The 3,124-nt window shown below is 60.1% G+C and carries 2 protein-coding genes and 1 CRISPR repeat array; both genes read right to left on the reverse strand.

The features are described from left to right. Positions 1-120: 120 nt before the first annotated feature. A CRISPR array of direct repeats spans positions 121-1,272; the repeat unit is 32 nt; unit sequence GTTTCGACCCACGCCTCCGTGCGAGAGGCGAC. 197 nt (positions 1,273-1,469) lie between these two features. Beyond that, on the reverse strand, positions 1,470-1,760 hold the full coding sequence (gene cas2, locus ASD64_RS14170) for a CRISPR-associated endonuclease Cas2 (RefSeq protein ID WP_056106083.1): 291 nt from the start codon (positions 1,758-1,760) through the stop codon (positions 1,470-1,472). A 9-nt stretch (positions 1,761-1,769) separates the two neighbouring features. Beyond that, complete coding sequence (cas1c, locus tag ASD64_RS14175; RefSeq protein ID WP_056106085.1) at positions 1,770-2,804, reverse strand: type I-C CRISPR-associated endonuclease Cas1c; 1,035 nt, start codon at positions 2,802-2,804, stop codon at positions 1,770-1,772. Positions 2,805-3,124 lie beyond the last annotated feature (320 nt).

Consider the following 3,124-nt stretch of genomic DNA (forward strand, 5'->3'; position numbering starts at 1 on the left):
AAAGGCCAATCCCTTGACCAAACCCTGATCAGAAAACCATACTCAGAGGTGGCTCACTTCTCGGTGGAAAAACCGGCTCAGTTCCGCGTGGAAACCAACAGCGTAAACCCTGTTGGTGTTGTTTCGACCCACGCCTCCGTGCGAGAGGCGACCGACTTCCGGCCTTGTGCTAGGCCAGTCGTAAAAGTTTCGACCCACGCCTCCGTGCGAGAGGCGACCAGCGGCCTTCTGTTCGTCGGAAAGGCCAGCAAGGTTTCGACCCACGCCTCCGTGCGAGAGGCGACCGTGAGCGGCTTGCCGATGCGCTTGCGGTGATCGAGTTTCGACCCACGCCTCCGTGCGAGAGGCGACGCGGCTCGTTCATGGACTATCAGCTCGATCAGAAGTTTCGACCCACGCCTCCGTGCGAGAGGCGACCCGGCGCAGTCGCAACGCCGATGAAACTGGCAGGGTTTCGACCCACGCCTCCGTGCGAGAGGCGACTAATGCAGCTGTCTTTCTCGATCTGCTTGTGCAGTTTCGACCCACGCCTCCGTGCGAGAGGCGACCGTAAACGCAGATGACCTCGCCCTTTGGCCCTAGTTTCGACCCACGCCTCCGTGCGAGAGGCGACTACGGCTACGGGAGGGCGGTGAGATGAAGTTGACAGTTTCGACCCACGCCTCCGTGCGAGAGGCGACAAGCTCACGCTCGTTGCACCAGTAGTAGGCTTCGGTTTCGACCCACGCCTCCGTGCGAGAGGCGACGCAAAAAGCCGGTGGCAAGCGAGTCTTTGCCGATGTTTCGACCCACGCCTCCGTGCGAGAGGCGACATGGTCACGATGTCGCAAATGCCCATCGTGTAAGGTTTCGACCCACGCCTCCGTGCGAGAGGCGACTTGCGGCCCTTGTCCGGCCATATGAATGGGCCAGTTTCGACCCACGCCTCCGTGCGAGAGGCGACCAAACTGCCGTGTTAACAATGGAGCAATGATTATGTTTCGACCCACGCCTCCGTGCGAGAGGCGACGTAAGCACATCCTGAATAGTTTCGGTCTGTGGCTGTTTCGACCCACGCCTCCGTGCGAGAGGCGACTCTCCTACTTCCAAGGGCAAGTAAATGCTGCAGCTGTTTCGACCCACGCCTCCGTGCGAGAGGCGACAGAGGCGCACGATGGTGCGAGGACGACTGAACTGTTTCGACCCACGCCTCCGTGCGAGAGGCGACGACCGTCACGGCGACAAGATGCCGGGTGTTCGCGTTTCGACCCACGCCTCCGTGCGAGAGGCGACTGCGTAGTAGCTAGTCCATTGTAATGCTTGAGAAAAGAAAGAACTGATCGCGAAATGCGCCAAAAGCCCATGACGAGCGCCTGTCGAAACGCGCTCTAGTCGGGAATTCTTCACGATTTCAAAGAACTAGCAGCAGCGCGAACCGGCCGGGAGGCGCCGGCACGCTTCACGTCCGCGCTGAGTCGGTCACACTATGCTTAGACAATGAGAGTGCCACCAAGATCGACAGCAGGCTTGGCGCCGAAATGCTCGACCCGGCCATGCCAATTGGCGCCGAGATAGTAGTAGCGCAAACTATCGTGTTGCGGATCGACGATCCGCTCCAGCCCCGCCTTCATGGTTGTCCATTGCGCCGGATCGACCTCGATCTCAAACACCGAAAACTGCACTCTCTGTCCAAAATTCTGGCAAGCTTTGGCGACGCGTCGAAGCCTGCGCGCGCCATCGCCTTCCAAAGTCTTCACATCGTAGGTCACAAGCACCATCATGGCAAAAAGCTACTTCCAGAACCAGGGTGGGTAGGCGTCGAGATCGCCGCGCAGATGGCGGGCCAGAAGCTGCGCCTGAAGGTGGGGAACGAGGCCGAGCGGTACGCTTTCCCCCAGGAATGCATGCTGCCGCTCCTGTTTCTTACGCTCCTGCCAGGCGGCAAGAACCGTCTTGCGGCCCTCGTCCGTAAGCCAAACAGCGCCCCCGTCGCGCGTTTCGAAATCGGCAACCCTAAGCTGGCGCCGGTTGATCAACGACAAGGCAAGGCGATCGGCCAGGATGGGTCGCAATTCTTCCATCAGATCGAGAGCCAAGCTCGGTCGACCGGGCCGGTCCCGGTGCAGGAAACCTACAGCGGGATCGAGGCCCACGCCTTCCGCCGCGCTGCGGCAATCATGTGTCAGCAGCGTATAGAGGAAAGAAAGCAAGGCATTTACCGGATCGAGCGGCGGACGCCGTGAGCGGCCTTGAAAGCGCATCTGGGGGTCGGGTGCACGGATCAAGGCGTCGAAGGTGCCAAAATAGAGGCTGGCGGCCTCCCCTTCCGCACCGCGCAGCTGCTCCAGGCCCATGCCGGCAAGACTTACTTTGCGGAGAATATGCGCCTGGCGCTGTGTTGCTTCGACAATACGGCTACGCGCTGGCGATGCCATACCCTCGCCAGCGTCGCGAAGCCCTCTCATCAAAACAGCCCGCTGGTTGGCGATTTTTCCAAGAAGAATGCTTCGAACGATGTCTTCCGGTGTGTCCGACGCGCGGTATTGCGCCCTGCGCAGCAAGACGTTGCCGGTGGCGGGCCCCTCGACCCTGGCCTGAAAACGGCCGACCCGATCAAGCAGAACAACCGTGATACCTGCGCCCGCGCAGGCCGCAATCAAGGCCGGAGAGATGAAGATCGCACCGAATACAACCAGGGATGCGAGCATATGCATCGGAACGCGGGCGCGTTCAGCGCCATCGATTTCTGCAACGAGGTTTTCGCCATCCTTCTTGAGGCTCGCGCCTTCCGTCGTCACATAGACTGTATTGAGCAACTTCTTCACGATGCGGCATCTTCCTGCAAAAGCGAAGCCAGCATACGGTCGCGCCAAAGGCTCGCCGACCGTTCCATCGCCTTCGGTCGGCACAAATCGACAAGCGAACAGGCTCGACAGCGGTCGGCGCGGTAGATTGCCTTCGGTGTGAGGCGCGTCGCGAAAATCTCTCGCAACGCCGCAGCCGCATCTTCCGTGAGTTGCCGCAATTGCGGGTCGAACGGGACGGCTGTTGATTTCCACTCAGAAGTGAGCCGGGTTTTCCATCGAGAAGTGAGCCACCTCTGATTATGGATTTCGAGTCATGCTGGGGTCAATACGGTGTTTGT

The organism is Mesorhizobium sp. Root157, assembly GCF_001427385.1.
In the GTDB taxonomy this organism is placed as follows: domain Bacteria; phylum Pseudomonadota; class Alphaproteobacteria; order Rhizobiales; family Rhizobiaceae; genus Mesorhizobium.